General features: G+C 68.0%; 23 protein-coding genes. 9 read left to right on the top strand and 14 right to left on the bottom strand.

Annotated features, from left to right (window positions below):
• Positions 1-70: 70 nt before the first annotated feature.
• On the bottom strand, positions 71-577 hold the full coding sequence (locus KB201_RS09310; protein ID WP_058251222.1) for a MarR family winged helix-turn-helix transcriptional regulator: 507 nt from the start codon (positions 575-577) through the stop codon (positions 71-73).
• A gap of 126 nt (positions 578-703) precedes the next feature.
• On the opposite strand from KB201_RS09310, the gene KB201_RS09305 reads away from it, so the two are divergent.
• From KB201_RS09305 to KB201_RS09290, 4 genes are all read left to right on the top strand, one after another.
• Positions 704-1,186: a glutathione peroxidase gene (locus KB201_RS09305; protein WP_058251221.1), complete on the top strand. Its 483-nt coding sequence runs from the start codon at positions 704-706 to the stop codon at positions 1,184-1,186.
• Between the two features lie 95 nt (positions 1,187-1,281).
• On the top strand, positions 1,282-1,521 hold the full coding sequence (gene purS / locus KB201_RS09300) for a phosphoribosylformylglycinamidine synthase subunit PurS (protein ID WP_010844201.1): 240 nt from the start codon (positions 1,282-1,284) through the stop codon (positions 1,519-1,521).
• 10 nt (positions 1,522-1,531) lie between these two features.
• Positions 1,532-2,212 carry a phosphoribosylformylglycinamidine synthase subunit PurQ gene (gene purQ / locus KB201_RS09295; RefSeq protein WP_058251220.1) on the top strand — a complete coding sequence of 227 codons (681 nt, stop codon included), beginning with the start codon at positions 1,532-1,534 and terminating at the stop codon, positions 2,210-2,212.
• A gap of 14 nt (positions 2,213-2,226) precedes the next feature.
• Positions 2,227-3,519 (top strand): M18 family aminopeptidase, encoded by a 1,293-nt coding sequence (locus KB201_RS09290; protein WP_078111960.1) that lies wholly within the window; start codon positions 2,227-2,229, stop codon positions 3,517-3,519.
• A gap of 366 nt (positions 3,520-3,885) precedes the next feature.
• Here KB201_RS09290 and KB201_RS09285 read toward each other — a convergent pair whose 3' ends face one another.
• Positions 3,886-4,650 (bottom strand): lytic transglycosylase domain-containing protein, encoded by a 765-nt coding sequence (locus KB201_RS09285; protein ID WP_078111674.1) that lies wholly within the window; start codon positions 4,648-4,650, stop codon positions 3,886-3,888.
• Positions 4,651-4,867: 217 nt separating this feature from the next.
• Complete coding sequence (locus KB201_RS09280; protein ID WP_211538996.1) at positions 4,868-6,178, bottom strand: PQQ-binding-like beta-propeller repeat protein; 1,311 nt, start codon at positions 6,176-6,178, stop codon at positions 4,868-4,870.
• A 117-nt stretch (positions 6,179-6,295) separates the two neighbouring features.
• Between KB201_RS09280 and KB201_RS09275 the strand changes: the two genes are divergently transcribed.
• Positions 6,296-6,769, top strand: a complete 474-nt coding sequence (locus KB201_RS09275) for a DUF1772 domain-containing protein (protein WP_078111672.1) — start codon at positions 6,296-6,298, stop codon at positions 6,767-6,769.
• A gap of 1 nt (position 6,770) precedes the next feature.
• Here the strand turns inward: KB201_RS09275 and KB201_RS09270 are convergent, their stop codons facing one another.
• The 3 genes from KB201_RS09270 to KB201_RS09260 all read right to left on the bottom strand — a co-directional run bounded on the left by KB201_RS09270 (position 6,771) and on the right by KB201_RS09260 (position 9,581).
• A complete protein-coding gene (locus KB201_RS09270) occupies positions 6,771-8,102 on the bottom strand; it encodes a VOC family protein (RefSeq protein WP_078111671.1) in 1,332 nt (443 codons plus the stop codon).
• Positions 8,099-8,593 carry an RNA polymerase sigma factor gene (locus KB201_RS09265; protein WP_058251215.1) on the bottom strand — a complete coding sequence of 165 codons (495 nt, stop codon included), beginning with the start codon at positions 8,591-8,593 and terminating at the stop codon, positions 8,099-8,101. The genes KB201_RS09270 and KB201_RS09265 overlap by 4 nt, the downstream gene beginning before the upstream one ends.
• A 118-nt stretch (positions 8,594-8,711) precedes the next feature.
• Positions 8,712-9,581, bottom strand: coding sequence for an alpha/beta fold hydrolase (locus KB201_RS09260; protein WP_078111670.1), 870 nt, complete (start codon positions 9,579-9,581; stop codon positions 8,712-8,714).
• Between the two features lie 68 nt (positions 9,582-9,649).
• Here KB201_RS09260 and KB201_RS09255 point away from each other — a divergent pair, with 68 nt between their 5' ends.
• Complete coding sequence (locus tag KB201_RS09255; RefSeq protein WP_058251213.1) at positions 9,650-10,252, top strand: TetR/AcrR family transcriptional regulator; 603 nt, start codon at positions 9,650-9,652, stop codon at positions 10,250-10,252.
• A gap of 13 nt (positions 10,253-10,265) precedes the next feature.
• Here KB201_RS09255 and KB201_RS09250 read toward each other — a convergent pair whose 3' ends face one another.
• The 4 genes from KB201_RS09250 to KB201_RS09235 all read right to left on the bottom strand — a co-directional run bounded on the left by KB201_RS09250 (position 10,266) and on the right by KB201_RS09235 (position 17,239).
• The gene (locus KB201_RS09250; RefSeq protein ID WP_211538988.1) at positions 10,266-11,834 is read right to left on the bottom strand and encodes a GMC family oxidoreductase; all 1,569 of its coding nucleotides are present in this window, start codon (positions 11,832-11,834) and stop codon (positions 10,266-10,268) included.
• Complete coding sequence (locus KB201_RS09245) at positions 11,831-13,357, bottom strand: aldehyde dehydrogenase family protein (RefSeq protein ID WP_078111668.1); 1,527 nt, start codon at positions 13,355-13,357, stop codon at positions 11,831-11,833. The genes KB201_RS09250 and KB201_RS09245 overlap by 4 nt, the downstream gene beginning before the upstream one ends.
• A complete protein-coding gene (gene betT, locus KB201_RS09240) occupies positions 13,357-15,543 on the bottom strand; it encodes a choline BCCT transporter BetT (RefSeq protein ID WP_078111667.1) in 2,187 nt (728 codons plus the stop codon). Before betT ends, KB201_RS09245 begins: the two co-directional genes overlap by 1 nt.
• Positions 15,544-15,616: 73 nt before the next feature.
• Entirely contained in the window at positions 15,617-17,239 is a 1,623-nt protein-coding gene (locus KB201_RS09235) for an HNH endonuclease signature motif containing protein (RefSeq protein ID WP_211538981.1), read from the bottom strand.
• A gap of 632 nt (positions 17,240-17,871) precedes the next feature.
• Here KB201_RS09235 and KB201_RS09230 point away from each other — a divergent pair.
• Complete coding sequence (locus tag KB201_RS09230) at positions 17,872-20,412, top strand: ATP-dependent Clp protease ATP-binding subunit (protein WP_058251205.1); 2,541 nt, start codon at positions 17,872-17,874, stop codon at positions 20,410-20,412.
• Positions 20,413-20,557: 145 nt separating this feature from the next.
• Positions 20,558-21,424 carry an enoyl-CoA hydratase-related protein gene (locus KB201_RS09225; RefSeq protein ID WP_078111666.1) on the top strand — a complete coding sequence of 289 codons (867 nt, stop codon included), beginning with the start codon at positions 20,558-20,560 and terminating at the stop codon, positions 21,422-21,424.
• A 4-nt stretch (positions 21,425-21,428) separates the two neighbouring features.
• On the opposite strand, the gene KB201_RS09220 is transcribed toward KB201_RS09225, so the two are convergent.
• Positions 21,429-21,803 (bottom strand): hypothetical protein, encoded by a 375-nt coding sequence (locus KB201_RS09220; RefSeq protein WP_078111665.1) that lies wholly within the window; start codon positions 21,801-21,803, stop codon positions 21,429-21,431.
• Between the two features lie 356 nt (positions 21,804-22,159).
• On the opposite strand from KB201_RS09220, the gene KB201_RS09215 reads away from it, so the two are divergent.
• Positions 22,160-22,657 (top strand): HNH endonuclease, encoded by a 498-nt coding sequence (locus KB201_RS09215; RefSeq protein ID WP_058251202.1) that lies wholly within the window; start codon positions 22,160-22,162, stop codon positions 22,655-22,657.
• A gap of 27 nt (positions 22,658-22,684) precedes the next feature.
• Here the strand turns inward: KB201_RS09215 and KB201_RS09210 are convergent, their stop codons facing one another.
• The 3 genes from KB201_RS09210 to KB201_RS09200 all read right to left on the bottom strand — a co-directional run bounded on the left by KB201_RS09210 (position 22,685) and on the right by KB201_RS09200 (position 25,396).
• Complete coding sequence (locus KB201_RS09210; RefSeq protein WP_078111664.1) at positions 22,685-23,347, bottom strand: DUF305 domain-containing protein; 663 nt, start codon at positions 23,345-23,347, stop codon at positions 22,685-22,687.
• A complete protein-coding gene (locus KB201_RS09205; protein WP_078111663.1) occupies positions 23,344-24,930 on the bottom strand; it encodes an LVIVD repeat-containing protein in 1,587 nt (528 codons plus the stop codon). Before KB201_RS09205 ends, KB201_RS09210 begins: the two co-directional genes overlap by 4 nt.
• A gap of 139 nt (positions 24,931-25,069) precedes the next feature.
• Positions 25,070-25,396, bottom strand: coding sequence for a hypothetical protein (locus KB201_RS09200; RefSeq protein WP_078111662.1), 327 nt, complete (start codon positions 25,394-25,396; stop codon positions 25,070-25,072).
• Positions 25,397-25,508: the final 112 nt, after the last annotated feature.

Below are 25,508 nucleotides of genomic sequence, written 5' to 3'. Positions count from 1 at the left end.
CTGTGGGCTCGTTCGACCCCGTGAGGGTCGGTGGTCAGAGATCAGGGAGCGACGAGGTAGGAGAGGGGAGTCACGAGGCCTGCCGTCCGTCGGTGGGCAGACAGAAATGGTCGACGCCGTCGTCGACGATGGGACGCAGTGCCGCGCAGAGGTTGTCGCGCATGTCGGCGGGCAGGTTGGCGACGAAGTGCCGGATGGTCCCGCGCTTCACGGCCAGATGGGTCTCGAGGTAGCGCCGGCCCGCGTCGGTGAGGGAGATGCGCTTGACCCGACGGTCGGACGGGTCCTCTCGACGGTCGACGAGACCTCCGGTCACCAGCTTGTCCACCGTCCGGCCGGCGGCCGCGAGGGACAGCTGAACGTGATCGGCGATCGCGTTGACCGGCATCGGCCCGGGCTGGCATGCAAGCGTGGAGAGGATCCGGAGCTGCGAGAACGTGACCTCGCTTGCCGCCAGACTCTCCAGCGCCTCGGGCCGGCTCAGATCGATGAGCCGCTCGAGGAAGGCGTTGAGCGCCGACGACGCAGCGTTCACCGACTCGTCGGCGCCGCTGTTCGACCTGCATTCTCCGGACACCGAAAGATGCTAACCCGAATGCAACTATTGCCGAAACGCAATTAACGGTGACCTTGCGCATACCGTGGCGGCACCTGTGACCCGGGTCTCCCGAAGGCGGCGCGGGCGCCGTCTAATCTGACAGCCATGGCCAACATCAAGGACATCCCCGTTACCGCTCTGGACGGCTCCGACGTCTCGCTGAAGGACTTCGGCGGACCGCTGCTCGTGGTGAACGTCGCCAGCAAGTGCGGCCTCACGCCGCAGTATGCCGGCCTGGAGGAACTCGCCAAGACGTACGGAGACAAGGGACTCACCGTCGTCGGAGTGCCCTGCAACCAGTTCATGGGGCAGGAGCCGGGTACCGCCGAGGAGATCGCGACCTTCTGCTCGGCGACCTACGGGGTGACCTTCCCGCTGCTGGAGAAGACCGACGTCAACGGCGAGGCGCGTCACCCGCTCTACGCCGAACTCACCCGGCACGCCGACGCCGACGGGGAGGCCGGCGACATCCAGTGGAACTTCGAGAAGTTCCTCGTCAACGCCGACGGTGAGGTGGTCAACCGCTTCCGTCCGCGCACCGAGCCGACCGATCCGACGGTCGTCGCCGCCATCGAATCCGTGCTCTGAGCCGATTTGGTGCACCCGGTAAGCTGACCGGCGTGAACTGATCGGGAGAACACCGGTCAGGCGACAACCGACCAGCAGACATTGAGGAGCGGTCCATGGCGCGAGTGGTGGTCGACGTGATGCCCAAAGCCGAGATTCTCGACCCGCAGGGGCAGGCCATCGTCGGCGCCCTGGGCCGGCTCGGGTTCAGTGGGATCGGCGACGTCCGTCAGGGCAAGCGCTTCGAGCTCGAGGTCGACGACACGGTCGACGACACGACGCTGGAGCGCATCGCCGAGGAGTTGCTGACCAACACCGTCATCGAGAACTTCAACGTCTCGCGCGTCGCGGAGTAGAGAGCAGCACATGACAGCACGCATCGGGGTCATCACCTTCCCCGGCACCCTCGACGACGTCGACGCCGCCCGCGCGGTCCGGCTGGCCGGCGCCGAACCGGTCGCGCTGTGGCACGGCGACGCCGACCTGAAGGGCGTCGACGCGATCATCGTCCCCGGCGGATTCTCCTACGGCGATTACCTGCGCGCGGGGGCCATTGCCCGCTTCGCTCCGGTGATGGGATCGGTCGTCGAGGCAGCCGGCAAGGGGATGCCGATCTTGGGAATCTGCAACGGTTTCCAGGTGCTCTGTGAGGCCGGGCTGCTGCCGGGTGCCCTGACCCGTAACGAGGGCCTGCACTTCATCTGTCGCGACGAGTGGCTGCGCGTCGAGTCGAACACCACGGCCTGGACGACCCGCTTCGAGCAGGGTGCGGAGATCCTCATCCCGCTCAAGTCCGGCGAAGGACGTTACGTGGCCTCGCAGCGCAAGCTCGAGGAGCTGGAGGGTGAGGGGCTCGTCGTGTTCCGGTTCCCCGAGCGGAACCCGAACGGTTCGTCCCTCGACATCGCCGGTATCTCGAGCCCTAACGGGCGGATCGTCGGCCTGATGCCGCATCCCGAGCACGCCACGGAGCCGCTCACCGGACCCAGCGACGACGGCCTCGGCCTGTTCTACTCGGCGATCGACTCGGTCCTCGCCTCGGCGTGAATGCGCGTTCGTCGATGAGTGCGTCCGCCAGGATTCCGACCAGCGCGACCGCACGCGGCCTCGGCGAGTTTGTCGACGCCTCGCCGTCGCCGTTCCACGTGTGCGCGACGGTGGCCCGCGAACTCGAAAGCGCCGGGTACACGCGGCTGTTCGAGGATCAGCCGTGGGCGGACGCCGGCCTCGACGCCCCGTCGGCGCGGCACTACGTCATCCGCGGCGGCTCGATCATCGCCTGGGAGACCGGGCAGACCGGCACCTTCCGCATCGTCGGCGGACACACCGACAGCCCCAACCTGCGGCTCAAGCAGCATCCCGACCGCTCGTCGGCCGGAGTCGCGATGGTCGCGCTCGAACCCTACGGCGGCGCCTGGCTCAATTCCTGGCTCGACCGCGATCTCGGCCTCTCCGGCCGCCTCGCGTACCGATCGGGGAACTCGGTGGCGCACACGCTGGTTCACGTGACCGAACCGGTGGTGCGGGTACCCCAACTCGCCATCCACCTGTCCGAGGACCGGAAGGGCGTGTCGCTCGATCCGCAGCGGCATGTCAACGCGGTGTGGGGAATCGGCGACGACGTCCCCGACGTCCTCGGCTGGGTGTCGGAGTACGCGGGCATCGACCCGGACGCGCTCCTCGGCTGGGAACTCATGACCCACGACGTCGCGCCGTCGGCGATCATCGGCGCCGACGGAAACCTGCTCAGCGCACCGCGATTGGACAACCAGGGGACCTGCTACACGGGTCTGCGGGCGCTGCTCGACGCCGGCTCGTCGGCGCACACGAAGATGCTGGTGCTGTTCGATCACGAGGAGGTCGGCAGCGGTTCCGAGCGTGGTGCCGCCTCGGACTTCCTGGGGTCGATCTGCGAACGAATCGTGCTCGCGCGCGGCGGATCACGCGCGGACTTCCTCCAGACGATGGCCGCGAGCATCTGCCTGTCCGGCGACATGGCCCACGCGACCCACCCGAACTATCCCGAGCGCCACGAACCCGGGCACCGCATCTCGATCGGCGGCGGACCGGTGCTGAAGGTCAACCAGAACCTGCGCTATGCGTCGGATGCGGTGGGAGAGGCCGTCTTCGCGCTCGCGTGCGACGCCGCGGGCGTCCCCATGCAGCGATATGTCCATCGCGCGGATCTGCCGTGCGGGTCGACGATCGGGCCGATCACGGCATCACGCACCGGGCTCACGACGATCGACGTCGGCGCGCCGCAGCTCGCGATGCACTCCGCGCGTGAGCTCATGGGCGCCGACGACGTGCCGATGTATTCGGCTGCGCTGCAAGCGTTTCTGACGCAGGGCTAGGAACGACGCGCGAGCAGGCACCGCTCCCTGATCCGAAAGAAGCGACCCCCGCTGCTCCCTGAGGTGCGAGGAGCGTTAGCCGCCGGGCCGAGCAAGCGACGAAGGAGCGCGTCGAGGTCGACGAGCCACGAAGGGCTTGGCGACGCATCTCACCAGGACCCTTCGTGACGGCCTCCGCAAGCTCCGGCCTCCTCAGGGAGCAGTAATTGGGCCCCCTCCGAGCACAACGGGGTCTCTCGGAGTCCACGACGGCCGCCAGGCCGCAGATACTGAGGAGCGAGCTTGCGAGCGTCGCCCACTGCTCCCTGAGGAGCGCCCGGAGCTTGCGGAGGGCGCGTCACGAAGGGTCCTGGTGAGGCAGCGGGATCAGTATTCGCGGGCGAAACCGAGGACCTTGTTCACGTACTCCATCGAGTTGTTGTACCGCAGGACGGCGGTCACCAGCGAGGACGAGTCGCGCAGGTCGAGATCGTCGTCGCACAGGTAGTTCGCGGTGGTCAGCGCGGCGTCGAAGATGTTCTGCGGGTCGGACTTGCCGTCACCGTTGCCGTCGGCGGCGTACATCTTCCACGTCGACGGCAGGAACTGCATCGGGCCGACCGCGCGGTCGTAGACCGGGTCGCCGTCGAGTTCGCCGCCGTCGGTGTCACCGATGACCTGGTTGCCGGCGAGGGAGCCGTCGAGGCGCGGACCGAAGATCGCGCTGCGCAGGACGCCGTCGGGGTTCACGTTGCCCTGGTCGGCGTGGTGGGACTCGACCCGGCCGATCCCGGCGATCACCTTCCAGTCGATGCCGCAGCGCGGGTGGGTGCTCGTGACGGACTTCGCGGCCGCCTCATACGCGTCGTAGTTGGTCACCGGGACCGTGCCCGTCGTCACGCTCGCCGGCCGAACCGGCGGCGGCGGCGGAGTGGGTGCCAGCGGGTGGGCCTTCACAGCCGGCGTCACGGACGGTGGCGTGGTCGGGGTCTCGGACGTCACCTGCGGCGCGGACACCGGCGTGGGGGCCAGCGTGTTGCCGGAGAGTTCGGCCCCGGCGGTCGCCGCGCCGGCCAGAACGCCCACCGGCAGCAGGGCGGTGGCCCACAACGGTGTGCGTGACTTCTTCCGTGGCTTGGAGTGCTTACCCAAAACTGATCGACCTCGCGTGTACATCTCGTGGTTCGTGCTTGCGGAACCGAGCCGACCGTACACGCGGTCGTGAGCAAAGCGTTACCTTGTCGTGATCAATTCAGGTCTGGACACCACCACCGATTCGTGTCCTTGCAGGTGAGGCCGAAAGCTCGGCCCGTCATGTGAAACGGCCCACAAAAGGGAGTGAGACCTCGGGTTAACGGGAAGAGCGGGGTCAATTCGGGCGGAGCATCGACAGGGTGCTGCCCTCGCTGACGACGATGTATCCGTCGACGACCCGCACGAGTCCGGGGGAGGACAGGCCGCGCTCCCAGGCCGCGGTGTTCGCCGGGGTGAGCCCGGTCAGCAGGCCCTGGTTGACGACGACCATGGTGGTGCCGCTGGACCCGACGCACCGCGGGTTGGCGAGGATCGGCTGCTGCGGTCCCGGCGGCGGTCCGCTGCCGATGTGCGCGCCGTCGGCGAGCGCGTAGGTCGTCCGCGAACCGTCCAGGCGGCCGAAGTTCACGAGGGACCCGCACGCGATGGCATTGGCCTTGGACAGTTCGCCGTCGCGGATCTGCCACAGCGCCCCCGGACGTGCCGGGTCGCGGACCTCGTACTGCCCCTCGGCGGCGAAGACCAGGTTCGCCGCGTTGAGGACCGGGAGGGTCGACGGCCCGGGCAGCACGCTCAGACCGCCGGCCTCGGCGACCGGATCGGCGTCCACCCGGCCGTTGACGGTGGCGTAGGTGACCACCTTCTCCTCGCCGTGCGTCTGGTGATCGACGGTCACCCCGGTCGGGTAGAGCTTGATGCTGCACTGATCGCAACCGATGCGGTCCTCACCGGTGGCGGGGTTGACCAGGTACTCGCTGGCGTCGGCGGTCCTGATGACCACGGTGTCGCCGGTGACCTCGATACCGACGACCGGCGCCGCGAAGGTCCGAGCCCAGATGCCGTTGCCGGCCGGCGTGTTCAGGGTGACCTGGTGCCCGACCCGGTTGACGCGCAGGAAGTTGTTGCCGAGGCCCTCCACCGATTTGGTGTCCAGGTATTCGGCGGTGCGGGTCGGGATGCCGGCGTCGTCGACGAGGTAGAAGCCGTCCTCGAGTGGGGTGCCGAGCTGTACCGCGCAACCGACCTGGCCGGCCTCGTTGACTGCGCAGTCGCCCTGCCCCGCGTTGATGGGGCTGTCCCACAGCAGGTTTCCCGATCGTCGGTCCACCATCACGAACGAGCGCCCCAGCCCGGAGGGGTAGGTGATGAGCCATCCCTCGTCGGAGGTGTCGGCGATCTCGATGGTGACCTCGCCGGAGTAGTCCGGTAGATCCTCCTGCCCGACTATCGTCCAGGCGGTCCCCGGTTCGCGTTCGTAGCCGCGCAGCTCGCCGTAGGCGTAGTCGCCGTCGTCGGTCTGGTCGGTGCCGCTCGCCAGCACCACGCCGCCGGTCACGACCAGCGCGGCGCACAGGGCGAAGACGACGGTCCCGATGCCGAAGGGCAGACGCGCGGACAGGGCCCGGACGCGGGAGCGAGAGGACATGGGTAAGAGTCAACCATGACGGTGGTGGCCGCTCCGGAGCCGGGAGCCGGACGGCGGAGCAGGAAATTCGCCGGTCCGGTCATGGTTTTCGCGCCCGCAGGGCACTGGACTGTTCCCATGGACCTGTTGCGTGATGTGTTGGTGACCCTGACGGTCGGGACCACCGGCCTCAGTGCCGGTGTGCTGGCGGGATTCGGCTATGCCGTGATCCCCGGCCTGACCCGGGCCGGCGCCGACGTCGCGGTCGCGGCGATGCAGCGGATGAACAGCGCCATCCTCAACCCGCTCTTCGCGGTGATCTTCGGCGGCGGCGTGGTGTTCGGCGCGCTGACCGTCTGGGCCTCGTGGGGTTCCGGGCTCCGATGGTGGGTCCTGACCGCGACGGTCCTGACCGCGCTCGGTGTCGTCATCACGATGGTCGTCAACGTCCCGGCCAATGACCGCCTCGACGCCGCGGGCGTCGTCCGCGGCGACGAGGCGGTGGGGGTCTGGACGCGGTTCACCGCCGTCTGGGTGCCGTGGAACATCGTGCGGTCCGTGCTGACCACCGCGGCGGTGGCGGTGCTCGTCGTCGGGTTGGCCGCGGGGTGACTCAGAACAACTGACCGAGGTAGAACTGAGCGCCCTGGTCGTCGGTGCACCGCGCCGAGATGCCGTAGGGCGCGGTGCTCGGTTCCTCGAGCACCGTGCCGCCCGCGGCCCGGACACGTTCGACCGTGGTCACGACGTCGTCGGTCGTCCACATCGGCACTGCCAGCGAGCTCTCGGCGCCGCCCGCGAGCCCGACCTGCGGTCGCGAGTCGTCGACCTCCCAGCCGTCGTCGATGCGTCCGCCGTGGAACGTCCAGCCGAGGACCGATCCGTAGAACGCGCGGAAGCGGCCGCTGTCGGGCGTCAACACCGTCAGGTAGGTCATGGCCCCGGGGTCGCGCGGGTGGGCCTGCGGGCGTTCGTCGTCGGGGTTCGCGGCGTAGACCGCGAACCGGACGCCCTGATCGTCGACGGCGTCGACGACGCGATGACCGTCGGGGCTTGCGCCGAACTCGCCCCGCCCGCCCGCTGCGACGATGCGCTCGTGCGCGGCCTCGAGGTCGTCGACGGCGTACGCGCAGAAGACCGTCGGTGTGCCGTCGGTCTCGAAGATGCCGAGGCGGTGGCCGACGTTGGTGACGCGCCGGCCCTCGGTGTCGAACTCCCAGCCCAGGACGTCGCCGTAGAAGCGCCGGGCGCGGGCCGCGTCGGGTGTGTTCAGGGACATGTAGCCGATGTCGCCCTGATGGACCATCTCGGTGCCCACGGTCTTCGACGGTCCACTCAGCATCCAGCGGTGGCCGAACGGGTCGACGATCACCGCGGTGCGGGTGCCGTGGGCTTCATACGGCTCTCGGATCACCGCGGCTCCCGCGCGGGCGGCCGTGGCGGCCGCGTCGTCGGTGTCGTCGACGGCGACCATCAGGCTGACCGAGACCTGTCCGGGTGCGGGCGCCCGGAGTCCGAGGTCCGGGAACTCGGCGGCGAGATAAACCGCGCCGCCGCCCAGTTCGAGTTCGGCGTGACCGATCACGCCGTCGGACATCACGATCGGCTCGCCGCGCAGCCGGGCGCCGAGCGTGTCGACGTACCAGTCGATCGCCGCCTGCGGTTCGGCGACGACGAGATACGGGAGGGCGCCGGGACGTTCGACCGTCGGTTCCGGTCGGGCGGGCGCCTCGGTCCGGACGGTCTCGGTTGCGTCGAGTTGTGTTGCGGTGGCCATGACGACTCCTTCGGGTAGGGTCGCCCCGCGCTCGAGGCGGTCCCGCAGCGCGGCGGCGAAATCCAGGTCGGGACGGACCGGATCGTCGAAGCCCGGCGTGCGCGCTGCGTTCAGGACGTGCAGCGGATCTCGTGCTGCGTCGAAGCGCGAGCTGTTCCGGGTGCTCATGCGTGACCTCCTCTCCCGCTGGGCTGGGGTTGTGTTTCGGGGTAGGCGGCGCGGAACGCCCGCTTGGCCCTGGTGAGAAGCGCCTCGGTGGCGCCGACCGTGCGGCCCAAAATCTCCGCGCACTCGCCGACGGGGAGGTCGTCGACGTAGCGCAGCGTCAGCACCGAACGGTGGATCGGCGACAACTGGCCGAGCGTGTGATGGGCGACCATCCGGTCGAGTTCGGTGTCCCACGGGTCGTCCCCGTGGTCGGGCAGGTCGTCGACCGGTTCCGGCGTGCGCTGTGCACGTCGCCAGTGGTCGGCGAGTTTGTGCCGGGCGATCCCGATGAGCCACGGAGTGGTCGGTTCGGTGTCGCGGCGTCGTCGGACGGAGTCCATGGCGGCCAGGAAGGTCTCCGAGGTGACGTCCTCGGCGGTACGACGATCCGTGCAGCGCCGCACGACGAAGCCGTACACCTCCGGCAGTGCCTGGTCGTAGACCGCCAGCAATCCCTCTGGTCCCCGGGCCGAAGAAACCGGTTGGTCGCTGCTCACACCTCTATCGTCGCGGCCGGACCCGATGATCCGACGCCCGTGGCGAAAAAAACTTGCGCCGTTCTCCGGGCGGTCACGGAGCGGTGCGTTCTCCGACGGTGAGCTCGATGATCTCGTCGGCCAGAATCTGTGGCTGGTCGAGTGAGACGAAGGTCCGGGCGTCGGGAACCTCGACGAACGGCGCCCCGCCCGGGAAGACGGCGGCCAGGCGGCGTCCGTGGGCCGGGGTGAAACACCGGTCGTCGCGACCCCACACCATTCGGACCGGGAGGTCGACGCGCGACATTCGCGGGGTGATCTGCGCCAGTTCGGCGGGGCGGATGCCGCGGAGGAACTCGATGAAGTCGTTGCGGATGCGTACGTCGCGCTGCAGCGGTTCGAAGACCGAGCCGGTGAGGTCGGGATCGGGATCGTTCAACAGCAGACCGACGCCCAGCGCGGAATGGCGTAGTGCACGCAGGCGCATCGCCTCGGCCAGCGGTTTCAGCAGAAGTCGGTGCTTCATCAGCGCGAAGTACAACCGGAACGGCTGCGGCGGAAAGAGATCGAAGGCATCGCAGTTGGTGAACACCAGCCGGCTGACGAACGCAGGATCGTCGTCGAGGGCGAACTGGGTGATGGCGCCACCGGAGTCGTTGGCCACGAGGGTCGCGTCCGACAGGTCGAACCGGTCGACGAGCTCACGTAGGAGCTTGCTCATCCCGCGCGGCGAGCGGTCGGCTCCGGGGCCGAGCGGGATGCGGTGCGAGCCCAGCGGCATGAGGGGCACATGGCACCGGAATCCGCGCTCGGCGAGCAACCGTGCCGTCGGTTCCCACAGCCGGTGGTCGACGACGGCGCCGTGGACGAAGACGACCGGCGGATGCGCCGAGTCGTCCGGACCGTAGGTCGCGTACTCGATGACGCCGGACGGAAGTTCGACGGTCGGCAGTGCAGTCGTCATGGCGAGACCCGCTTCTCGTAGACTCGGTAACTTACGAACACTCAGTACGAAAGTTACGTGCAACCTGTATGAAAGTCAACCGTCGTACCCAGGCCGAGCGGACCGCGGCGACCCGCGCGTCATTGATCGACGCCGGCCGGAAGCTGTTCGGCGAACGCGGCTTCGCCGACGTCGGCACCCAGGAGATCGTCGCCGAGGCCGGCGTGACACGCGGTGCGCTCTACCACCAGTTCGACGACAAGAAAGGGCTGTTCGTCGCCGTCTACGACGACGTGGAACAGTCGATCGTCGCGCAGATCGCGGCGGCCGTGGGGGAGCGCGCCGCCGAGGACCCGCTCGCCGCGCTGAAGGCGGGTATGCGTCTGTTCCTGCGGTTGTGCACCGAACCGGAGGTGCATCGGATCACGCTCGTCGAGGCACCGTCAGTGCTCGGATGGAGTGAATGGCGTGCTCGCGGAGAAGAATTCGGATTCGCACTCGTCGAAGGCCTGATCGCGGCCGCGATCGCCACGGGCCAGGCGGTCGAGCAGCCCACCCGCCCGCTGGCCCACGTCGCGATCGGCGCGCTCGACGAGGCGGCGCTCTACGTCGCCGCCGCCGACGATCGCGAGGCCGCCACCGAACAGGTAGCTGCGGTCCTGGAACGGATCGTCGACTCGTTCGCGACCTAGTCGCTCCTGGCGGTCAGTTGCTGTCGGCGCGCACCAGCTCGGCGCAGCGTTCGCCGACGAGCATCACGGTGAGGTTCGGGTTCACCGTCGTGTGTTCCGGGAACACCGACGCGTCGGCCACCCGAAGTCCTGCAACACCTTTCACGCGGAGTTCGGGATCGAGCGGCGACAGCTCGTCGTCGGGCGCACCCATCCGCACGGTGCCGACCGGGTGGTAGACGGTGTTGTGGGTGCGGGTGATGTAGTCGGCCAGTTCGGCATCGCTCGTGGTGGCGGGGCCCGGATAGAGTTCGCGCGCAACCCACGTCGCCAGAGGCTCCGCGGCGGCAATCTGCCGCGCCTTGCGCAGGCCCGCGATCATGATCCGCATGTCGTAGCCCTCGAGATCGGTGAAGTACCGCGGGTCCACGCGGGGCTTGTCGCGGAAGTCACGGGAGCGCAACCGCACCGTGCCCCGTGACCGCGCGTGCGTCACGTTCGGTGTCAGGCAGAAGGTGTTGTCACTGGTCGGATAGCCCTGACGAAGGGTGTGCATGTCGAACGGCACGCTGCCGTAGTGCATCATCAGGTCCGGCCGGGTCAGACCCGCATCGACGGTGGTGAAGATGCCCGCCTCCCACCACTGGGTCGACTCGCGGACCATCGGCTTCGCGGTCTCGAACCCGATCACCCCTTCGGGGTGGTCCTGCAGGTGTTCACCGACCCCCGGCGCGTCGACGAGGGCCTCGATCTCGTGCTCGCGCAGATCGTCGGCCGGCCCGATTCCCGAGAGCATCAGCAACTTCGGGGAGTCGATCGCCCCCGCCGACACGATCACCTCGCCCCGGGCCTCGATCCGTGTCGTGCGACCGAACGCGTTGTCGGTGATGTCGACGCGCACGGCGCGTAGCTCGCCGTCGACCCGCTCGATCACCACCCGTTTTGCCCACGACCCGGTGCGGATGGTGAGGTTCGGCCGGTCGAGGTGCGGGTGCAGATAACTGACCGACGACGAGGCGCGCACACCGTCGGGTCGTCGGTTGATCTGGAAGAAGTTGGCCCCGTTGACAACCGTGCTGCCGCTGTTGAACTCGACGCGGGGGATGCCGATCGACTCGCAGGCGTCGAGCAGGGCGACCCCGCACGGGTCGTTCGGCGGCACCGTCATGAGGTGGACCGGGCCGCTGCGACCGTGGTGCGCGCCCGGCGCGTCGTTGGTCTCGATCTGCGGGTAGAGGCGGTGCAACTCCGCCGAACCCCATCCGGCGCACCCGAAGTCGCGTTCCCAGGAGTCGAGGTCCTCGCGCGGCGCCCAGAAGGCGATGCAGCTGTTGTGCGAACTGCACCCGCCGAGGACCTTCGCCCGGGCGTGGCGCATGAAGTCGTTGCCGTTCTCCTGCGGTTCGATGGGATAGTCCCAGTCGTAACCGGATTCGAGGAGTTCCATCCACCGGTCGAGCCGCAGGATCGCGTCGTCGCCGACATCGGACGGACCCGCCTCCAGCAGGCACACCGAGACCGAGGGGTCCTCGGACAGCCGCGACGCCACCACGGCACCCCCGGAGCCGCCGCCGACGACCACGTAGTCGTAGGTCTCGCTCATCGTCGCTCCTCGCCGTCTCCGGACCGGTCCGCGAACCAGCCGGTCACGCCCGGTCGGAGATTCTCGTAGACATGTTTGGCCTCGCGGTACTCCGCCAGACCGGAGGGTCCGAGCTCCCGCCCGAATCCCGACTGGCCGTAACCGCCCCACTCGGCTTCCGGCAGGTACGGCCCGAAGTCGTTGACCCACACCGTTCCGGCCCGGATTCGTCCGGCGATGCGGCGGGCGCGTGCCGCGTCGGCCGACCAGACGGCCCCCGCGAGACCGTAGACGGTGTCGTTGGCCAGGGTCACGGCCTCGTCCTCGGTGGCGAAGGTCTCCACGGTGACGGTCGGTCCGAACGCCTCGTCGTGCACGCAGGCCATCGAACGGTCGGCGCGATCGATCACGGTGGGCAGATAGAACCATCCGTCGTCCAGGCGCCCCGAACCCGCATCGCCCGTGGCGAACGCGCCACCGGTGCGAATGATCGCGCCATCCGCACGAGCCTGTTCGACGTAGGCGTGCACCTTGTCGCGGTGTGCCGCAGAGATGAGCGGTCCGGTCTCGGTGCCCTCGGAGTAGGGCAGGCCCAGCCGGATCTGCTCCGCGCGGCGGACCAGCTCATCGACGAAGCGATCGTGTGCGGACTCCTCGATGATGAGCCGCGCTCCGGCCGAACAGACCTGCCCCGAATGCAGGAACGCCGCGTTGAGTGCGTTGTCGACTGCTGCTGCGAGGAGGTCGTCGGTGGCGCAGGCGTCGGCGAAGACCACGTTCGGGTTCTTGCCCCCGAGTTCGAGCGCGACCTTCTTCACCGTCGCCGCCGCCTCGCGGGCGATGACCCGGCCGGTCACGAGCCCACCGGTGAACGAGACCAGGTCGACGTCAGGATGAGACGACAGCGGAGCGCCGGCCTCGGCGCCCGCGCCCAGGACGAGGTTGCCCACGCCTGCCGGGAGACCGACCTGCTCGAGGACCTGCATGAGCAGGATCGACGTGTGCGGGGTGAGTTCGGCGGGCTTGAGCACGAAGGTGTTGCCCGCCGCCAGTGCCGGCGCGACCTTCCACGCCGCCTGCAGCAGCGGGTAGTTCCACGGTGTGATCAATCCGCAGACGCCGACCGGTTCGTACACGATGCGCGAATCGGCGTCGGGTGACCCGGTGTCGACCACACGCCCGGCGTCGGCCGCCGCGAGCTTGCCGAAGTACCGGAAGCAGTTCGCGATGTCGGTCATGTCGATGTCCGACTCGTAGGGCCGCTTGCCGGTGTCGAGGGTCTCGGCGCGGACGAACTCGTCTCGGCGCTCGTCGATCTGGGCGGCGACGCGGAGAAGGAGGTCCCCACGGTCGGCGGCGGGTGTGGCGCTCCACTCGCCGGCGTCGAACGCGCGGCGGGCCGCCGCGATGGCCTGCTCGGTGTCGGCCGCACCGCCCTCGGCCACCACACCGACGAGCGAGTTGTCTGCGGGACAGCGGATCTCACGGGTCCCGCCGGAGGCTGCGGCCCGCCAGCGGCCGTCGATGTAGAGGGTCTCGCTCATCAGGCCGGTGCTCCTTCAGAACTGCTGTCGGGGATGTCCGTGTCGTTGTCGGGCACGGTACCGTCGTCGGCGTCCGGATCGGGTTCGGGGTCGTGGTGATCGCCCTCGGAGTCCCGCAGATGTAGGTAGCCGAGATGGCGCTCGTACTGGTCGAGGATGTCGCCGATGATCTGGTCGCGGGTGTACCCGGCGAGCGAATAGCCCTGCGAGCCCTCGGTGAGGTACACCTCGCACCGGAAGTAACGATCATCGGAACGCTGCGTCCGGACCGCGTACGTCGGTGTCGGTGCCGAGACCGGCCACACGCAGTACTCGAAACGGGGAACTTCGGCGAGTTCGACGATCAGGCGCGGTGACGGCAGCCCTTCGTTCTCGGCCGACTCGTCGACCGTCGCGGTGATCCCCTCCCGGCCGAATTGTTCGGCGACCTCGGTCATGGCCGGTACGACGTTGGCTTCGATGAACTTCCGGGTCCCAACCCGGCCGGGGAAGCGCAGGGTGCCGATGAGTCGCTGTCGCCAGCTGCCGTGTTCCGTCGGGCCGCGCCCGACGGCGATCACCTTGGGCAGCGTCGTCCGGAAGCTGTCGAGTTTCACCGACTCGTTGCGGACGGCACGGAGCAGTGAGATGCCGATGAGCCCGAGGACGAAGGAGAACGGCAGGCCCATGATCACCGTCGCGGCCTGCAGGGTCAGGATCGACCCGTCGCCGCCGCCGGCGAACAGCATCGACAGGGTCAGCAGACCGATCGCCACCGACCAGAAGATACGAAGCGACCGTGTGCAATCGGCCATCGGGTCGTCGAGGCGGCTGGTGAAATTGCCCATCACGAGCGAGCCGGAGTCGGCGCTGGTCACGTAGAAGAGCAGGCCGGTAATCGTGGCGATCCCGATGAGCAGCGTCGAACCGGGGTATTGCTCGAGCAGCGAATAGAACCCGGCCTCGGGTGTGGACGCGGTCGTCTCGGCGAAGTCCGCATCGCCGCGGGCCACCTGCAGGGCGCTGTTTCCGAAGATCGAGATCCACACCAGGATGAAGCTGAACGGGACCACCAGAACGCCGAAGATGAACTGTCGCAACGTGCGTCCGCGCGAGATGCGCGCGAGGAAGAGCCCCACGAACGGCGCCCAGGCCACCCACCAGGCCCAGAAGAACAGGGTCCAGCCATCGACGAAGGCGCGGGCGTCGTTGCCGGGCGGCGGGTTCACCTGGTCCCACGCGAAGGTGTCGAGCGTCCGGTCGGCGAAGGTGGAGACGTAATCGCCCGCGTTCTGGACGAGGCCGTTGAGCAGGAAGTCGGCGTCCTTGGCGACCGTGATGTAGACGAGCATGCAGATCGCCAGGATCACGTTGATCTCGGAGAGGCGTCGGATGCCCTTGTCCACACCCGACGTCGCGGACGCGGTCGCGATCACCACCGCCAGGACGATGAGACCGATCTGGGCCGCCTTGCCCTGCTCGATCCCGAAGATCTCGTTCAGCCCGAAGTTGAGCTGGACGACCCCGATCCCCAGTGAGGTGGCGATGCCGAAGATGGTGCCGAGGACGGCCGCGACGTCGATCGCGTCGCCCCAGCGGCCTTCGACACGTTTGCCGAAGATCGGGTAGAGCGCTGCCCGGATCGTCAGCGGCAGATTGTGCCGGAAGGCGAAATACGCGAGCGCGCCGCCCATGAGCGCGTACATCGCCCACCCGGTGACCCCGTAGTGGAAGACCGTCCACGTGACCGCCTCGCGCGCAGCCTCGTTGGTCTCCGCGGGCCCGGTCGGCGGGTTGAGGAAATGGGTCACCGGTTCGGCGACCGAGAAGAACATCAGATCTATGCCGATCCCCGCGGCGAACAGCATCGCCGTCCAGGTGAACAGGCTGTACTCGGGGCGCGATTCCTCCGGTCCGAGCCGGTAGCGCCCGTACTTGCTGAGGCCCAGGAAGACCACGAGGCCGACGATGGCGGTCGCGAGGATGAAGTACCACCAGCCGAACCACCGGGTGATGAAGTCGCGGACGTCGTTGATCGTCGACTCGGCCGCCGCCGGGGCCGCCAGCGCCCAGGCGGCGAAGGCGACCACGATGACGGCCGAGGCTATGAAGACGGTCAGATTGACCCGGCGCGTGGGCAATCGCCGCTCGCCGGTCTTGGTCTCGGCATGGACCGACGTGGACGGTCGAGCGGCGTCATCACTCATGGACCACGACGCTAGTCCGATCGCCGATGGGGCGGACTGTTTGGACGGATCCGTGTGAGTTGTTCTACCCGGTTCAGTGGGTGGCGAGTAGCTCCATGAGGTGCGCTTCGACGAGGGAGGGGCGGACCTGTCGTCGGCCGGGTCGGGGTGGTCGGACGTCGATGACGTGGCTGACTGTCGCCCATGAGCGGCGTGCGTCGTCGTGGGTGTGGCCGTCTGGGCGTGGTTGATCGCCGGGCCGGGTTGGTGGTCCGTGGATGTCGTTGCGCACGGTGCTGAGGTGGTGTGCGAACCGCCTGGGTATGTCGGGTCGGCGGTTGAGGCGTTCGGGGTTGGGTGGTGCGCCGGGTTCGGCGTTCAACCGCCAGAGGCAGCGGCCTTCGTCGGGTCCGTCGCGAACCACTCGGGTGGTGTATTGGCCGGGCTGGTTGCCGACCATGCGGTTGTGGCGTGGGCAGGCGGGGGCGAGGTCGTCGATGTCGGTGAGCCCACCCTTCGCCCAATCCTTCTGGGCGTGATGCATGTCGACCTGGGTGGCGGGCTGATCACACCCGGGTGCCGAGCACACTTCACCGTCGGGGCGGGCAAACGACGCCAGGCGTTGTTCGCGGGTGGCGAGACGTTTGCCGCGTCCGAAGTACAGTGGGACGGTGGTGGCGTCTTTGAAGATCGCCAACCACGGCTGAACATCACCGGCCATCGCGATCAGGTCCCGGATGGGCAGCAGGGTTCCGGTGGCGGTGGTGGCGAGTCCGGCACCCCGGATCAGATCACCGAGGTCGGCTTTGATGATCAGTTGCATCGGCAGCCCACGATGCGTGGTGCCGAGAGTGCCGTCAGCAAATTTGGCGGCCAGTGCGGCGTCGAGTGCGTCGTGATTGGTCTGGGCGAGGGTGCGGCCGTCGCGGTCGGCGGCGGCTGTCAGGGCATCGGGGTCAGCGCTGCCGGCCGGTCCGGACGGCGACTGCGGGTCGTCGGGGTTGTTGAGTCCGGGTTTACCCCAGACAGCGAACATCATCGACAACCGGGCGTGGAGTTCGGGAGTGACGGTGCCGGAGATGGTGGCGGTGCCATCAGCGCGTTGCCGACCGATCCACAGGCCGCGACGCCGTTTCTGATCCGAATCGTCGGCGAGGGTGCCGTCGGGGTCGAGATGAGCGAGCAGCCGAGCACCGAGTTGGGTGATGTCAGCAGGTGTGTGGTCGGCGGCGATCTCGGCCATCTGTCGTTCGGCGGCGACCTTGATGTCGTGGTCGATGGCGACTGGGATGCGGTCGAGGACATCCAGGGCGGCCTGCACGTGTCCGGAGCCGACCGCTCCCACAGCGAACGCCTCGGCCAGCGTGGGGTGTTCGGGCTCCAGAATGTCGCCGCCGAGGCTGGTCCGGTGGGAGGTGGCATCCATCTGCTTACGACGCCGCACCGGGTTGGACACCCGCAGCCGGTGGGTCATGAACTGCATGAGTGTCCTGCAGCCTGCCTTGCGGGGGAGGTCGCGGGCCTCGACCTGATCGATCTGCCGGTCACCGGCCACGGTCAGCCGGGCGATCGCTTTCTCGGTGTCGGCCGCCAGATCAGCCAATTCGGCATCGGTACACGGCGCCAGGTCCACGGTCTGCAACTCGTCGAGGATGCGGTGGAGGTCGGCCACCAACTCGACGGCACGCGGTAGCGGCGTCGTGGTCTCGTCAGACATGGTCACCTCCCCCGAGAACCGTTGCTGCGAATGTACGTTCGAGTGTACACGGCCATCGGTCGCCGTCAATACCAAAAATGTTGTCGTGCAACAGAACTGAGCGCCTACATCTTGTCGGTGTCGTGTGATAGGCGTCCGCCGCGTGTCGTGGCCGTGCTCGCCGTGTATCGGGCCGTACCCGGATGCACCCTGCTGCTCGTTGGTGTGCGACGGTCGCAGTCAAGCGAGGGCCAGATCTACCGAGGCCCGGCAGCGGCCCGGGTGGTCCCCACTCGCCTCCTGTGGTCTCGTCGGCCGGCGGTTTCCGCGATACCCGGCTGCTGTCGGGCACAACGCGGGCGCCGCGTCGCGGGTCCCAGCGCCCGGTGGGGGCGCATCCCGGGCCGTCGGCGGCCCGTTCGCTCTCGGCGTAGACGGCGGGGAACACAGCCCCGGCCTGCGCAGTTGTACTGTGCACATCCCCGCCGCATCGGTGGATCGATGCACCCTGCGCAGGCGTTAACTGCAGGTGCACCCGAGACGACCTCTAGAGTGGAAGCAGGCTGGTCGTCGTCTATCCGCACCGGTTGTCCTCTGGGACCTCCGAGGTGGTCTCCGCGGCGGCCGGGGCGCTAGCAATGTGAGGGAGAACAATGTTCGAACGGTTCACCGACCGCGCGCGTCGGGTTGTGGTTCTGGCCCAAGAAGAAGCGCGCATGCTCAACCACAACTACATCGGTACCGAGCACATCCTCCTCGGCCTCATCCACGAGGGCGAGGGCGTGGCGGCCAAGGCGCTCGAGTCGCTCGGGATCTCGCTCGAAGGGGTTCGCAGCCAGGTCGAGGAGATCATCGGCCAGGGCCAGCAGGCGCCGTCGGGACACATCCCGTTCACCCCGCGTGCCAAGAAGGTGCTGGAGCTCTCGCTGCGCGAGGCCCTGCAACTCGGCCACAACTACATCGGTACCGAGCACATCCTGCTCGGCCTGATCCGCGAGGGCGAGGGCGTCGCTGCCCAGGTGCTGGTGAAGCTCGGCGCCGACCTCAACCGGGTCCGCCAGCAGGTCATCCAGCTCCTGAGCGGATACCAGGGCAAGGAGCCGCAGGAGGCGGGCACCGGCGGTCGCAGCAGCGAGTCCGGCACCCCGTCGACCTCGCTGGTCCTCGACCAGTTCGGTCGTAACCTGACCGCCGCGGCCTCCGAGGGCAAGCTCGACCCGGTCATCGGCCGGGAGAAGGAAATCGAGCGCGTCATGCAGGTGCTCAGCCGCCGCACCAAGAACAACCCGGTGCTGATCGGTGAGCCCGGCGTCGGCAAGACCGCCGTCGTCGAAGGCCTGGCGCAGGCCATCGTGAACGGCAAGGTCCCCGAGACCCTCAAGGACAAGCAGCTCTACACCCTCGACCTCGGTTCGCTGGTTGCGGGCAGCCGCTACCGCGGTGACTTCGAGGAACGCCTCAAGAAGGTGCTCAAGGAGATCAACACCCGCGGCGACATCATCCTGTTCATCGACGAGCTGCACACGCTCGTCGGCGCAGGTGCCGCCGAGGGTGCCATCGACGCCGCAAGCATCCTCAAGCCGAAGCTGGCCCGCGGCGAGCTGCAGACCATCGGCGCGACGACCCTCGACGAATACCGCAAGTACATCGAGAAGGACGCCGCACTCGAGCGCCGCTTCCAGCCCGTGCAGGTGGGCGAGCCGTCTGTCGAGCACACCATCGAGATCCTCAAGGGCCTGCGCGACCGGTACGAGTCGCACCACCGCGTCTCGATCACCGACGGCGCGCTGGTCGCCGCCGCCACGCTGGCCGACCGCTACATCAACGACCGGTTCCTGCCGGACAAGGCGATCGACCTCATCGACGAGGCCGGCGCGCGCATGCGCATCCGCCGGATGACTGCGCCGCCAGACCTGCGTGAGTTCGACGACCGCATCGCCGATGCGCGCAAGGAGAAGGAAAGCGCGATCGACGCGCAGGACTTCGAGAAGGCCGCCAGCCTCCGCGACAAGGAGAAGCAGCTGGTCGCCGAGCGCGCCGAGCGCGAGAAGCAGTGGCGCAGCGGTGACATGGACGTCGTGGCCGAGGTCGACGACGAGCAGATCGCCGAGGTCCTCGGCAACTGGACCGGCATCCCGGTGTTCAAGCTCACCGAGGAGGAGACCACGCGTCTGCTCCGCATGGAGGAGGAGCTGCACAAGCGGATCATCGGGCAGGAGGACGCCGTCAAGGCGGTCTCGAAGGCGATCCGTCGTACCCGTGCCGGCCTGAAGGATCCGAAGCGGCCGTCGGGCTCGTTCATCTTCGCCGGTCCGTCCGGCGTCGGTAAGACCGAGCTCTCCAAGGCGCTGGCGAACTTCCTGTTCGGCGAGGACGACGCCCTCATCCAGATCGACATGGGCGAGTTCCACGACCGCTTCACCGCGTCGCGTCTGTTCGGTGCCCCTCCCGGGTACGTCGGCTACGAAGAGGGCGGGCAGCTCACCGAGAAGGTGCGCCGCAAGCCGTTCTCGGTGGTGCTGTTCGACGAGATCGAGAAGGCCCACTCGGAGATCTACAACACCCTGCTGCAGGTCCTCGAAGATGGTCGTCTGACCGACGGTCAGGGTCGCACGGTCGACTTCAAGAACACCGTGCTGATCTTCACCTCGAACCTCGGTACCTCGGACATCTCCAAGGCCGTGGGCATGGGCTTCTCGTCGAGCGACGGGACCCAGTCGAACTACGAACGGATGAAGCAGAAGGTCAACGACGAGCTCAAGAAGCACTTCCGCCCCGAGTTCCTCAACCGCATCGACGACATTGTCGTGTTCCACCAGCTCACGCGGGAAGAGATCATCCAGATGGTCGATCTCATGCTGACCCGCGTGGAGGGTGCGCTGAAGAACAAGGACATGGCTCTCGAGGTCACCGACCGCGCGAAGGCCCTGCTGGCCAAGCGCGGCTTCGATCCGGTGCTGGGTGCGCGTCCGCTGCGTCGCACCATCCAGCGCGAGATCGAGGACCAGCTCTCGGAGAAGATCCTGTTCGGCGACATCGCTCCCGGACAGATCGTCCTGGTCGACGTCGAGAACTGGGACGGCGAGGGCGACGGCGACGACGCCCGGTTCGTCTTCACCGGCTCGGAGAAGCCGCGCATGGTTCCCGACGCACCGGTCGAGCTCACCAAGGCCGGCGAGGCCGACGCGAGCTGAGCGCAGCCCGTCTGAGCTGATCTGACACCAGCGGCGGCGTCACCCGACAGGGTGGCGCCGCCGTTGTGTTGTGCCCGGCTGGTGCGCGGTTCCGCGGATTGACACAGCCGACGCGGAGTGTCCCAGCGCCCGATAGCATCGATCTGTGACGAGCGATACATCAGAGGTCGGGCGCAAGTCCCGACAGGACCAGCCCACCATCACCGTCGAGCGAGATGGGGAGATCGCGATCTTCCGGCTCAATCGACCCGACCGGCTCAACGCCTTCACCATGCAGATGGGGGAGGAACTGCGGGCCGCGTTCGACGACACCGACGCTGACGACTCCGTTCGTGCCGTCGTGCTGACCGGCAACGGCCGCGCGTTCTGCGCCGGCGCCGATCTCGAGGCGGGCGGGTCCACGTTCGACGCCTCGTCGGTGGTGGACTCAGACGAGGTTCCAGCGGACGAGGGCGGGAAGTTGACGCTGCGGATGTTCGCCTCGCTCAAGCCGATCGTGGTGGCGGTGAACGGTCCGTCGGCCGGCGTCGGCGTCACGATGACGCTGCCCGCCGACGTCCGGATCGCCTCGGAGGACGCGAAGTTCGGGTTCGTCTTCGCCGCCCGCGGCCTGGTGCCCGAAGCCGCGTCGAGCTGGTTCCTGCCGCGGCTCGTCGGGTTGCCGACCGCACTGCAGTGGACGATCGGCGCGAAGATGGTGCCCGTCGCCGAAGCCCATGAACGCGGGCTGATTCAGCAGGTGGTCCCCAAAGACCAGGTGCTCGAGACCGCGATCGCCGTCGCCCGCGAGATGACCGCGAACAGCGCCCCCGTCTCGGCGGCGCTGACCCGACAGCTGTTGTGGCGGATGGCCGGTGCGCCCAGTCCGCTCGATGCCCACCACGCCGACTCGAAGGCGATCTTCTACCGCGGGCAGTCCGGTGACGTGTACGAAGGCGTCATGTCGTTCCTGGAGAAGCGTCCGGCGACCTACCCCAACACCGTGTCGGAAGATCTACCCGAGATCTTTTGATCACTCAGTCGAGGGTCCCGGCCTGAATGCCGATCTCGAGTACCACGAAGATCATCGCCAGCTGGATGGCGCAGCACCACGCAGCGGCCGGCCAGGCCGGGAGTCCTCGGCGCACGCGGCGGACGACGAGGGTCACCGACACCGCCACCAGCACCACGGCCGACCCGATGCCCACCCCGATGGCGACCTCGGTCCAGACCGGACTCCCGCACTCCTCGAAGGCGCACGCGTCGGTGACGAAGACCGTCAGGCCCGCGACGGCGATCGTGATCATCGCCAAGACGGCGTGCACCAGTCCCAGCACCACCGACGCGAACGCGGCGAGGGTCGACACGGGTGGCTGCGGAGGGGGATTCTCGGCGGTCTCCTCGGTGGGCATCCGCCGACGATAGCGTCGGACATTCTCCCGCGGGACCGGCGCGCGGTGAAAAACTCCTGCAAACAGCCCGTGTGAACTGGGTGAACATCCGAACACGCCGGACATAAACGGTGGCAGCGTCCATCGACCGCGGTTATCGTGGCGACAGAGCAGGCCCGACCAACGAGAGGAGGTGACGCAGATGTCGATGGGTGACAAGGCTTTCGCCGGCGAGTGGCGGACGGCCCCCTCCGACCGTCCGTGCGGACTGAAGTCCGACGGAAGGCCGGGACCGATCACATCACGCGTCACCAGCTCCTGAGGTCATGAACCTCGGTGGTCGGCGCACTCACTCGCCCACGCATCGAGGAGCTGTCATGACCATCTTCGTCACCAACGCCGGACTGCAGATCCTGGCGCGCGTCACGTGGCGTCGCGCCGCGGTTCTGTTGACCACCGAGGTCGCGCGGAACGTCGAGGGCACGCCGCTGGTCCGCGTCGTCCATTCGCCGACGCTGTCCCTGCCGATCCACAAGGTGGTGGCGATCAAGCGAGATGCCTACCGCCCGTTCGCCGGTAAGACGATGGACTCCTACGCGTCGAACGCAACCATCCTGCGGCGCGATCAATGGATCTGCGCCTACTGCGACGGTCCCGCCGACACCGTCGACCACATCGTCCCGGTCTCGCAGGGTGGGCCGAGCACATTCGGAAACCAGGTCGCGGCGTGCAAGTCCTGCAACGGTTTCAAGGCCAACCGGACGCCGCGCAAGGCGGGGATGGCCCTACGGCACGCCCCGTTCGTCTACGACCCCTGGGCCGCGGACCAGAAAGAGGTGTGGGAGATGTTCATCCTGCATCCGAAGACGGACTAGACGTTCGATCCGTTGCCGCCCCTGCCATCAGGTCGGCAACGGGTCGGCGCCACGTTCCGCGAGCAGCATCGTCATCAGACCGATCTCGTCGCCCTGGTCGCCGATCATCATGAGTGCGAGGTCCTTCGTCGCGGAACCGGTCCGCTCGTCGTTGTATGCCGCCTGGGCCATCGACATCCCGCCACGGTGGTGCCGAATCATCAACTGCAGGAACAAGATCTCCGCCTCGCCGGGTGGCAGGGTGGAGAGACTGCCGATCTCGTCGATACTCGCCATGCCGGGCATCGGCCGAGGGGATTCGTCGTGATGGGTGCCCTCGTGGTGAGGGTCTCCGCCGGACATCCAGGACATCGGCTCCGGCGCGGTCACCGGTTCGTCGAACCACAGCAACCAGCCACGCATCGTCGCGGTCTCCGCGGTCTGCGTGTGGACGATCCGGTCGGCGAGGCCGCGGATCTGCGGCGCGACTCCGGGCACCGCACCGATCGTTCGCGACATGAGGATCGCCTGGTCGTGGTGCGCCGACATGTCCTGCGCGAAGCCGATGTCGGACACGCTCATCGCGGATGAGTCGTGATCGCGTCCCTGCCACACCGCCCCGACGACGACACCCATGGTGACGAGCAGGGCCGCGGTCACGCCGAGGACCATCGCGCGCACCAGCGGGACGCCGAGGCGAGAAGCGCTCATCCGATCGAGGAGTTCTGGTCCGGCGGTGGCGTGTACACCGCGGGACTCAACCGCAACACCTGGAAGCCGCCGTCGGAACAGGTGACCCGCAGCTCGTTTCCGCGGAACTCGGGTGGGGACATGCACCAGTCCGTCGACATGTCACCGCCGACGATCATCCCGCTACGTGGACCGACCATCTCGTTCAACCGGACCTTGCCGTTCGCGATCGACATACCGAGGCTGAGGAATTCGACGGCGGGCAAGCCCATCAGCGAGCCGACGACGTGCGGCGAGTTGGGCGACTCCGCGATCGTGGTGCCCTTGCGGGCAGGCGGGTTGTAGTAGGCGATCTCGCGAATCCGGTCGAAGTCGCGGATGTCGAAGACCCGGATACCCGACGATTCCCAGCCGCACGCGAGCGCGGTGGGATCGGTCGCTCGGTCCACCGTGCAGTAGTGCGGATTGCTGCTGAACAGCGACCCGCCGGTCGACGACCGCAGATTGGTGTCGAGGTGCTCGGGGAGATTGATCTCGAGTTTGATCTGCGCGGTGTACCGGGGCTTGTTCACCCGCGTCACGTCGAAGATCTTGACGCCGCCCGAACCTGCTTCGTCGGCGGTGACGATGTGGGGCCGGCCCCGGTAGGTGATCGGGATCGAGTGCTGGTTCAGCTGGCCGTCCGGCCAGAGATAGGCCGCGGTGTGCGGGACCTGCGGGTGCGGCCGCCGCTCCTGGACGTCGCTGACGTCGAGCACCGTCACACCCGCCATGTTGGACAGGTACATCCGGTTGCCGTCCGGGGACATGCCGAACCCGTGCCCGAGGAACGAGTGCAGACCCTGCCAGATCACGCGGGGCGACCGGGGATCGGCGATGTCGATGGCGCTGAGGTGCCCGGGGAACACCCCGGACGCCCAGTAGGTGCGGCCGTCGGGGGAGAAGCCGCCCTCGTGCGAGGTGAACGGCAAAGGCGTCGTCGTGCCCGGACCCGTGTTGAGGAGTCTGGGGCGGGTGCAGTCGGAGATGTCGTATACGGCGAAGAACCCGCCGCCCCAGAGCAACGGCACCGACGTGGCGGCCAGGAGCTTGCGTTCTTTGTTGACCTTCAGCGTCTCCCACGTGCCGCCGCGCATCGCCGGATCCGTCAGGGACCCGACGACTCGCGGCGCGCTCGGGTCGGATGCGTCGATGACCTGTACGCCCGGCGGGTTCACCCAGTTGTTTCCAGGGAACAGGCTGCCGGTGTAGCTGCAGTGCTCGAAGTTGGCCGAGACGATCCCGCCGCCGGCACCGCGGACACCGCCGATCCGCGTGATGTTGCAGCGGTAGCCGCGCATGCTCCGCCCGGACAGACGATCTTCGGCGCTGACATCACCCTGCAGGCCGGGTTCGGGGAGTGAGCCCGGCCCGCAGTCCGCTTGGGGAACCGCGACCTCTGAGATGTCGGAAAAATAGTGGTTGGCAGCGCCGGCCGGTGCCGCCACCAGCATCGTCGAGAGAAGTGTCGCGCCGGCCAGGAGGCAGGTGACGGCATGGCGACGGCGGCGCCGGCGGACCCCCGAACGGGCCGTGTGTCGCGCGTCGAACCGAGTAGGCATCATCGCATCCCCCGATCGTGATCTGAGACACGCTAGTGGGCGAGCCGAGACGACATCGGCGAATCGTCGAATCCGAGCGGACGAACAGAGCCGGCCCGGGGTCTCCGGGCCGGCTCGTGTCGGGTGCAGGTTGCGGCAGACGTCAGACGGCGTCGCCGCCGTCGATGCTGCCGAAGTCGCCGACCTCGACGTTTCCTTCGTCGTCGACGGCGGTGTCGAAGGTGCCGTCGCCGTCGGTGTCGGCGACGGCGATGTCGGTGAGGCCGTCGGCGTCGGTGTCGGCTTCGATGATGTCGATCTCGCCGTCGGCATTCGTGTCGTAGGCGATGGAGTCGGCCTGGCCGTCGCCGTCGGTGTCGAGGATGGCGTCGGTGGTGCCGTCACCGTCGACGTCGGTGAGTGCGGCGTCGACGGCTCCGTCGCCATCGGTGTCGATGAGAACGGCGTCGGCGGGGATCTCGGTGCTCATTGGTATGTCCTTCCAAGTGGGGTGAGTGCTTCTGGGCGGTTCATGTACTTGGAGGCGACGTCGAGGACGAATGTTCCCGGGGTGCCGGGAGTCGTTCGGATGACCGATCCGG

The sequence above is a fragment of the Gordonia sp. SCSIO 19800 genome, assembly GCF_018132775.1.
GTDB lineage: Bacteria > Actinomycetota > Actinomycetes > Mycobacteriales > Mycobacteriaceae > Gordonia > Gordonia hongkongensis.
Note: the sequence above shows the minus strand (reverse complement) of the source record. Positions and strands in the feature narration are given on the sequence as shown.

Excerpts from the sequence above, each read along its gene's own strand:
- KB201_RS09220 (WP_078111665.1), bottom strand. The coding sequence starts at position 21,803 with ATGCCCACCGAGGAGACCGCCGAGAATCCCCCTCCGCAGCCACCCGTG.
- KB201_RS09260 (WP_078111670.1), bottom strand. The coding sequence starts at position 9,581 with ATGACGACTGCACTGCCGACCGTCGAACTTCCGTCCGGCGTCATCGAG.
- KB201_RS09255 (WP_058251213.1), top strand. The coding sequence starts at position 9,650 with ATGAAAGTCAACCGTCGTACCCAGGCCGAGCGGACCGCGGCGACCCGC.
- KB201_RS09200 (WP_078111662.1), bottom strand. The coding sequence starts at position 25,396 with ATGAGCACCGAGATCCCCGCCGACGCCGTTCTCATCGACACCGATGGC.
- KB201_RS09270 (WP_078111671.1), bottom strand. The coding sequence starts at position 8,102 with ATGAGCACCCGGAACAGCTCGCGCTTCGACGCAGCACGAGATCCGCTG.
- KB201_RS09290 (WP_078111960.1), top strand. The coding sequence starts at position 2,227 with ATGAGTGCGTCCGCCAGGATTCCGACCAGCGCGACCGCACGCGGCCTC.
- purQ (WP_058251220.1), top strand. The coding sequence starts at position 1,532 with ATGACAGCACGCATCGGGGTCATCACCTTCCCCGGCACCCTCGACGAC.
- KB201_RS09230 (WP_058251205.1), top strand. The coding sequence starts at position 17,872 with ATGTTCGAACGGTTCACCGACCGCGCGCGTCGGGTTGTGGTTCTGGCC.
- purS (WP_010844201.1), top strand. The coding sequence starts at position 1,282 with ATGGCGCGAGTGGTGGTCGACGTGATGCCCAAAGCCGAGATTCTCGAC.
- KB201_RS09215 (WP_058251202.1), top strand. The coding sequence starts at position 22,160 with ATGACCATCTTCGTCACCAACGCCGGACTGCAGATCCTGGCGCGCGTC.
- KB201_RS09245 (WP_078111668.1), bottom strand. The coding sequence starts at position 13,357 with ATGAGCGAGACCCTCTACATCGACGGCCGCTGGCGGGCCGCAGCCTCC.
- KB201_RS09305 (WP_058251221.1), top strand. The coding sequence starts at position 704 with ATGGCCAACATCAAGGACATCCCCGTTACCGCTCTGGACGGCTCCGAC.
- KB201_RS09210 (WP_078111664.1), bottom strand. The coding sequence starts at position 23,347 with ATGAGCGCTTCTCGCCTCGGCGTCCCGCTGGTGCGCGCGATGGTCCTC.
- KB201_RS09250 (WP_211538988.1), bottom strand. The coding sequence starts at position 11,834 with ATGAGCGAGACCTACGACTACGTGGTCGTCGGCGGCGGCTCCGGGGGT.
- KB201_RS09275 (WP_078111672.1), top strand. The coding sequence starts at position 6,296 with ATGGACCTGTTGCGTGATGTGTTGGTGACCCTGACGGTCGGGACCACC.
- KB201_RS09235 (WP_211538981.1), bottom strand. The coding sequence starts at position 17,239 with ATGTCTGACGAGACCACGACGCCGCTACCGCGTGCCGTCGAGTTGGTG.
- KB201_RS09205 (WP_078111663.1), bottom strand. The coding sequence starts at position 24,930 with ATGATGCCTACTCGGTTCGACGCGCGACACACGGCCCGTTCGGGGGTC.
- KB201_RS09280 (WP_211538996.1), bottom strand. The coding sequence starts at position 6,178 with ATGTCCTCTCGCTCCCGCGTCCGGGCCCTGTCCGCGCGTCTGCCCTTC.
- betT (WP_078111667.1), bottom strand. The coding sequence starts at position 15,543 with ATGAGTGATGACGCCGCTCGACCGTCCACGTCGGTCCATGCCGAGACC.